The 6,331-nt window shown below is 63.1% G+C and carries 11 protein-coding genes; 4 read left to right on the top strand and 7 right to left on the bottom strand.

Annotation, left to right across the window (positions count from 1 at the left end):
• Positions 1–445, top strand: a 445-nt coding sequence (locus WCE35_RS11290) for a DJ-1/PfpI family protein (RefSeq protein WP_424593421.1), incomplete at its 5' end; no start/stop codon positions are given.
• Positions 446–756: 311 nt separating this feature from the next.
• Here WCE35_RS11290 and WCE35_RS11295 read toward each other — a convergent pair.
• The 7 genes from WCE35_RS11295 to WCE35_RS11325 form a co-directional block, all read right to left on the bottom strand.
• A complete protein-coding gene (locus WCE35_RS11295) occupies positions 757–1,455 on the bottom strand; it encodes a hypothetical protein (protein ID WP_424593422.1) in 699 nt (232 codons plus the stop codon).
• Positions 1,456–1,525: 70 nt separating this feature from the next.
• Entirely contained in the window at positions 1,526–1,969 is a 444-nt protein-coding gene (locus tag WCE35_RS11300; protein WP_424593423.1) for a MarR family winged helix-turn-helix transcriptional regulator, read from the bottom strand.
• Between the two features lie 73 nt (positions 1,970–2,042).
• Complete coding sequence (locus WCE35_RS11305) at positions 2,043–2,453, bottom strand: NADH:ubiquinone oxidoreductase subunit NDUFA12 (RefSeq protein ID WP_424593424.1); 411 nt, start codon at positions 2,451–2,453, stop codon at positions 2,043–2,045.
• 323 nt (positions 2,454–2,776) lie between these two features.
• Complete coding sequence (locus WCE35_RS11310; RefSeq protein WP_424593425.1) at positions 2,777–3,181, bottom strand: GFA family protein; 405 nt, start codon at positions 3,179–3,181, stop codon at positions 2,777–2,779.
• Positions 3,178–3,558: a TfoX/Sxy family protein gene (locus WCE35_RS11315; protein ID WP_424593426.1), complete on the bottom strand. Its 381-nt coding sequence runs from the start codon at positions 3,556–3,558 to the stop codon at positions 3,178–3,180. Before WCE35_RS11315 ends, WCE35_RS11310 begins: the two co-directional genes overlap by 4 nt.
• Before the next feature lie 29 nt (positions 3,559–3,587).
• Positions 3,588–4,169 (bottom strand): DUF899 family protein, encoded by a 582-nt coding sequence (locus tag WCE35_RS11320; protein ID WP_424593427.1) that lies wholly within the window; start codon positions 4,167–4,169, stop codon positions 3,588–3,590.
• Entirely contained in the window at positions 4,159–4,602 is a 444-nt protein-coding gene (locus WCE35_RS11325) for an ArsR/SmtB family transcription factor (RefSeq protein WP_424593428.1), read from the bottom strand. The genes WCE35_RS11320 and WCE35_RS11325 overlap by 11 nt, the downstream gene beginning before the upstream one ends.
• 186 nt (positions 4,603–4,788) lie before the next feature.
• Between WCE35_RS11325 and WCE35_RS11330 the strand changes: the two genes are divergently transcribed.
• The 3 genes from WCE35_RS11330 to WCE35_RS11340 form a co-directional block, all read left to right on the top strand.
• Entirely contained in the window at positions 4,789–5,058 is a 270-nt protein-coding gene (locus WCE35_RS11330; RefSeq protein WP_424593429.1) for a hypothetical protein, read from the top strand.
• Between the two features lie 212 nt (positions 5,059–5,270).
• Positions 5,271–5,483, top strand: coding sequence for a hypothetical protein (locus WCE35_RS11335; protein WP_424593430.1), 213 nt, complete (start codon positions 5,271–5,273; stop codon positions 5,481–5,483).
• Between the two features lie 335 nt (positions 5,484–5,818).
• On the top strand, positions 5,819–6,331 hold a 513-nt coding region (locus tag WCE35_RS11340; RefSeq protein ID WP_424593431.1), incomplete at its 3' end, for a BA14K family protein.

Genomic DNA, 6,331 nt, shown 5'->3' on the forward strand with positions numbered 1-6,331 from the left:
TGACGAGGAGATGCTGGGCTTTCTGCGCAGGCAGGCGGAAGGCGCAAAGTATGTCACCTCGGTCTGCACCGGCTCGCTGGTGCTGGGCGCGGCCGGCCTGCTGCGAGGCTACCGGGCGACGACGCACTGGTCGGCGATGGAAAATCTGGCGCCGCTCGGGGCGATCCCGACCAAGACCCGCGTCTGCATCGACCGCAACCGCATCACCGGCGGCGGCGTCACCGCGGGAATCGATTTTGCGCTGACGCTGGTATCGCATCTTGTCGACCGCCGGACCGCGGAGGCGATCCAGCTCAGGCTCGAATATAATCCGGCGCCGCCGTTCAACGCCGGTTCACCGGATACCGCGCCGCCGGAAATTTTGGCGCTGATGAATGAGCGGATCGCGCCGTTCCGGCAGCGCCGCAGTGAGGCGGTCGGCCGCGCCGCCGCGCGGCTGGCGTAAGCTGCGACCGCAGCATTCAATGAAAAAGGCCGCCTGGTTTCCCAGACGGCCTTTCCTGTCTTACGGCGGCTCCACATTGACGGGCGATTTCAGAAACTCCGCACCGGGGGCCTATCTCCCGGCCGTATCCTGATCGGCAGCCGCTGCATATCGGGACAGTCGCGAACTGGAGCCCGAACCGACGCGATGGTTTTCCATCTCCGTAAGATGATCAATTGAGCCATGATCGCGCCTCGATCACAAGGACGCTGGCGACAGATGTCCCCGTTGTCCCCGCTGTTCACCGACGTATCCGCAGCAGCAAGCCACGGCTAGATCACACCCTCGCGGTTGGCTCGTGCCAGCTTGGCGAAAATGATGCCGTGCGTGATCAGGTAAAACGGCACCAGCAAGGTCGGGATGCTCGACCATGGCAATACGGTCATCGCCGTGGAGCCGACCGTCCCGCCGAAGATCTGGATCGGGGATCCCGGCGCCGACGCGGCGCCGAGGGAAACCGCCGTCACCAGGTCGAGCGCGCCGAGAATATTCCACGCCAGCACGGCCCCGCGGCTGCCCTCGGGATTACGGGCGGCCGCCAATGTCAGCGGAATCGCCATCAAGGCAACGATGACGTCGCCCCACCCCGCCGCTTGAGGAAACGGTCCGCTCAGGCGTCCCTGCATGGCGAGCAGCACCATGAATCCCCCGACGACGCGGGTGGTGTTGAGACCGACCAGCAAGGGGACCGGCAGCGCCAGCAGCGCCTCGCGAGCGCGGGCAGACAACAGCGCCGCGCCGGCAACCACGATCACCGGCAATCCGGCCATCACGCCCACGACCGGCACCGGTGTCGCCGTCGCCGCATAGATGCCGGTGGTCGCGAGCGCGATCGCCAGCCCGATCCATAGTCCGGCAATCGCCGCGGTCGACAGCTTCTGCATCAAGGACAACGGCATCATCGTGATCGCGGCGTTCAGTATCACCGCGATCGTGGCGGTGAGAACGATAGTCCCAATCAGATCGAGCATCGGACTTCTCCTCTTGGTGGTGTCAGGCCCGTCAAAGCCAGTGAATCCACCGGCGAAATGCCGGCTTCGCTCATTCCAGATCGAGGGCAGCCAGGACCTTCAGCGCCGCCCGGCCATCGGCGCCGAGCATCTTGCCGAGCTGTGCCTGCACCCTGGACCAACCGGAAAATCCGCGGCGCACCATGCCGCGCCCCGGCGCGGTAATGCCGATCATTCGCGATCGGGGGTCGTGACCGGCCTTGATCGAAATCCATTTTTGACGTTGCAGCCGCGTCAGGTTGCGGGTCAGCGTGGTGCGCTCCATCCCCAGAATAACAGCGAGTTTACCGATCGGCATTTCACCCCGCAGCATCAGCTGCGCCAGAATCGTGAACTGCGTGACGCGGATTCCGGACTGCTGCATGCAGGAATCGTACAACCGGGTGATCCTTCGCGCCGCTTGCCGCGACGCCAGACAAAAACAGTCGGCGCAGGCCTTATAGTCGGTGACATCGGGGTCATTCGGCCGCTTCATCGCATAAGTGTAGATACACCTATTTCCGTCCGCAACTGGAACCTGGAATGGTCACGCCGATTTTACGTGGCGGTCAGCTTCCCGGCGTCCAGGCCTGGTAATCGCCGGTGGCCGGGGGGCGGTGGCCGCTCGCCAGCGTGGAGCCGGACGGCCGGTAGGCCGCGGGCGTTCCCGTCATGTTGGGGACATGCGGTTGTTCCCACTCGCGCGGCGTATAGGTCTCTTCGGTCGGCGCGACGTCGACGGTGTGGTGCAGCCAGCCGTGCCATGACGGCGGCACCTTCGTCGCCTCGGCATATCCGTTGTAGACCACCCAGCGGCGCTCGAAGCCGAGCGTCGGATCGATCTTGCGGCCGCGGGTGCGAAAATAGCGGTTGCCCTGCTCGTCCTCGCCGACCAGTTCGCCGAACCGCCACGTCCACAATTGCGTGCCGAAGGTCTGGCCGTTCCACCAGGTGAAGAGCTTGAGCAAAAATTGTTTCATCAGGGATCGGCCGGTTCGAGAGACTTCGGCTCTGATGCCACCGGCGGGCCGAATTGTCCAGACAAGTTCGAATCTCCTGCGCCGCGCCATTTACGCCAGAGCGCGACATCGCGGCCAGCAGGCACCCTTCCTCCGCAATCGTTTCCGCAAGCCGAGTTCACGCGGCCGCGGCATCGATCGAGCGGCGTATCACCCGCCGCATCTCCGCATTCGACAGGAACAAACCGTGGTTGATGATGCCCCAGCTTTCTTCAGAAGCATCAATTACGTGCACCCCGAGCCGCTCGATGGCGGCTTTCTCGGTCGCGCCAACTGGTCGCCGCTCAGCTTTGTGCGGGCAGCGCCGGATCGAGATGATCCCAGGGCTGCCGGCTTCGCGCCCACACCACGCTTTGCGGACGATATTGGCTCGGGTCGTCGAGGGTGGCGGCATGAAAGAACATGAAATCCGGATAGCCGGACGAGGTCTTGTAGAGCGGGCTCCCGCAGTTCTGGCAGAAGCTGCTCTCGACCGTGTTGCCGCTGTCCGCCTTGAACGCGTAGCGCGCCGGCTTCCCTTGCAGCGTCACCGTTGCCCTGGCCAGTGCGAATTGGGGCGCATGGCCGGCGCCGGTGATTTTCTGGCACTGCGTGCAGCAGCAGATGATCGAGGAGGACGGCGATGTGGTCGCCATATAGCGCACGGCGCCGCAGTGGCACCCGCCGGAAATTGCGTTCAAATCGGTCATCGCTTTCTCCCCTGGTGCTTGGCTCGCTTGGCGGCAAGCGGTGTTGAGCCGGCTTTTGGCTTGATGGAACGACTTGCTTTGGCCGGCAGCTGGCTGGTGTGATCGAAGGCCTTCCGCAGCCACAGGGCGAGCGTTGGACCGTCGCTGGCTTCCGGAAGGAGCAGATAGTTCTTCATCACGCGCCCAGGCATCGGCTCGAAGTTGCGTCCGCCGCTGGCGAGCAGCGTCTGGCGTTCGGCTTCCGGCAGCCGAACCAGCACGTCATCCTGGCGAAGTCCGGCGAACATGTTTCCGTTTACGAACGCGGCCGGATAGCCGAACATCTTGCGGCGTTCGAACAGGGCGCGCTGTGGCAACGCGGCGTCGAACGCCTGCACAAGCTCCTGCGAAGATTTTCTCCAAGCCATCAGCGCTTCACCGCATAAGCGAGCGGCGGCGCAAAACGATCGGCTCCGGCGGGCAGCAGATCGAAGAGGTGCCAGGCGACGCAGAAGTCATCGTGTGGACAGGACGAGGCATCATTGACACGGACGATGTGCTCGCCCCGTAACTGAAAGATGGAGATACCGGGCAGGCAGCGGCCCTCCTCCGTGGCGTAACCCATCCTGGCGGCAAAGGCGGCTGCCTTGTCGGAGACCATGGGAAAGCGCCAGCCGCGACTGGCGGCGAATTTCGCCTGGGTTTTGGGCGTATCGGGACTCGCGACGACGAACGCCGCGCGCTGCTTCAGATACGGGTAGACGCCGCTATAGCCGTCCGCCCACATCGTGCAGTAGGCACATTTCGAACCCATGTTGTGAATGACGATCAAGTCGTCACGCCCCTCAAACAGCGCCGACAGCGTGGTGCTGCCCTCGAGCGTTCCAAATACGTGATCGTCCACCGGCTGCGGTTCGATGGCGGCAGTGACGACGCGCAACTCCGCACGCAGTTCCCGGATCTTGTCCCTGAGCGATAAAAGCCGTCGCTGGCCCACGTCATATTGCATGCCGCGTCCTCCGTCGCTTCTGCGCGGGTCTCACCGAGGGACCTCGCTTGGCGGGAGCGCGCCTGGCCTCGTCCCGCTCCAACCAGTTTTTCAATGCATCGAACTGCGCCTGCCAATAGTGGCTGTAGTCATTGATCCAGACGGCGGCTTCATACAGCGGACCGGCATCGAGGCTGCAGGCGCTGATGCGGCCGCTGCGTTCCTGACGGACAAGGCCGGCCCGGACCAGAACCTGGATGTGGCGCGAGACCGCCTGCATGGAGACCGCGTAGGCTTCCGCAATGCTCGAGACCTGGAGCGGCTCCTGCCTCAGGCGCCGCAAAATGTCGCGCCGCGTCGTATCCGCGAGAGCGAAAAAGACACGGTCCAATCGCGAGGTTTCGGAAGCCTGCTCCGGGACGATGAAAGCAACAGCGGATTGCGCACGAGGCATGACCTAATTATGCAACGTTTACGATGAGAGTCAACGTAAACGTTGCGTAATTGGGCTTCCAGAAAGCCGTTTGGCCGAGGGCAATCGATAGGGAAGTCGCAGCTTCGCAGAAAGAAGCGCGCTGTCAGCTGGGCCGGCTCGCCATGATCACAAGACGATGCTATAGTTTCTTACGGGAGAACTGCGGTGAGCGATCTGGCTCGAGTCGAGATTGAACGGGACGTCGCCGACGCGGCGGCGCGTCGGGCCGCTGAGGAAGGCCTGACGGTCACCGCGTACATTTCATTGCTGTTGCGCAGAAGCTTCGAACGAGTTCCCGGCGAGGAAAGCGTGCTTGTCTACGATCACGTCGACGAGGGTGGTGAATTCCATATTGACCGAGAAGCCAATGAGGACGACGAGAGTTATGGCCGCCGCTCCGCGCTGTATGGCAGCCTCTTTGGCCGCCGCCGCTGATGCTTCGTCGCGGGGACTACGTCCTCTGCAATTTTCCTTTTCGTGAGTCCAGAGGACCAGGGCCATCATCACACGTTGTGTTGTGTGCCGCGACTGGCCGTGAGGGCGATGCAAGCTTTGCAATCGTCTTCTACACCACGTCCCAGATAGACTACCACGGCGCGCGGCGCCCTCGTCAGTATCTTCTCGTTGACAAGGCGAGGGCCATTGAATTGGGTCAGAAGACCGCATTTCAGGTCGATGCAAGCCGGATTGCACGCTTGCCGCTCACGACAGATTACTTTCCTGAAATGGCTGGAACTGCAATTCCGGTGAGGGGACAAGATCCGGGCTTTGCCACGAGAGTCGAGGAGCGGCTGAAGGAATTGATCGCGAACGGCTTTGAAATCACCAAGGTCGATGCGGTCATCCGCAACACGAAATAGCGCTTCGCGTCACTGGTAATCGGATCGCTCCAGCCCCACTCCGAGATCGACTGATGCTGGATGGGATCGAAGGATCGCTGGAAGCGCCAGTACGCGTTCGGGCACAAGATCGAAGTCAGGAGCGTTGCATCATAGCGCCACGGCGAACGAGTATTGCCCATCTTCATCGACCGTGGCGCGCCGGCGACCAGCCATTTTTTGGCGGCCAATGGTCGCGAAATCGGCGCAATCCGTTCATTCCGCATACAGTTCCGATCTGGCAGGCTCGCTTGCGCAGGCTCTGGAGCGTCTACCCCCCGAAGGGGTTGGACCATGGCCCGCAAATGGAGCCGAGAATGATCAATCCGAAAGTTTGGTGTGCGGCCGCTTCGATCGCGCTTCTGGTGCCGATGGTCGTACCGGGAGAAAGCTTTGCCCAGACGACCCGCGCGGTCACTGCCGGCGGTCGCGTCGCACCCGGCATCGCCGGCGGCGGCCCGAGCCTTGCCGGCCATGTCGCAACGCCGATTCTTGTCGGCGGCGGCCATAGGCCGCGGTTTAGTGGAGGCGGCGGCGGCGGAGGTTACCCGGGTGGCTGGAACGGCGGTCATCATCGCCACGGCGGCGGTTTCATCCCCGGTGCGATCGCGGGTGCCGTGATCGGCGGCGCCATTGCCTCGCAAGGCTACGGCCATTACCGCAGCCCCGGATATTATGGCTATTACGGCAGCCCCGGATATTACGTCAGCCCGGCCCCGACCTATTACGACGACGGCTATTACGATCAGGACGCCGTCGCAGTGGCGCCAGTTCCCGGCGGCGACGATGTCGCCTACTGCGCGCAGCGGTATCGGTCCTACGACCCGGAA

The organism is Bradyrhizobium sp., assembly GCF_049691595.1.
Taxonomy (GTDB): domain Bacteria; phylum Pseudomonadota; class Alphaproteobacteria; order Rhizobiales; family Xanthobacteraceae; genus Bradyrhizobium.

What these genes read in the sequence shown, in the direction of transcription:
- WCE35_RS11295 (WP_424593422.1), bottom strand. Translation starts at nt 1,455, where the DNA reads ATGCTCGATCTGATTGGGACTATCGTTCTCACCGCCACGATCGCGGTG.
- WCE35_RS11300 (WP_424593423.1), bottom strand. Translation starts at nt 1,969, where the DNA reads ATGAAGCGGCCGAATGACCCCGATGTCACCGACTATAAGGCCTGCGCC.
- WCE35_RS11305 (WP_424593424.1), bottom strand. Translation starts at nt 2,453, where the DNA reads ATGAAACAATTTTTGCTCAAGCTCTTCACCTGGTGGAACGGCCAGACC.
- WCE35_RS11310 (WP_424593425.1), bottom strand. Translation starts at nt 3,181, where the DNA reads ATGACCGATTTGAACGCAATTTCCGGCGGGTGCCACTGCGGCGCCGTG.
- WCE35_RS11320 (WP_424593427.1), bottom strand. Translation starts at nt 4,169, where the DNA reads ATGCAATATGACGTGGGCCAGCGACGGCTTTTATCGCTCAGGGACAAG.
- WCE35_RS11325 (WP_424593428.1), bottom strand. Translation starts at nt 4,602, where the DNA reads ATGCCTCGTGCGCAATCCGCTGTTGCTTTCATCGTCCCGGAGCAGGCT.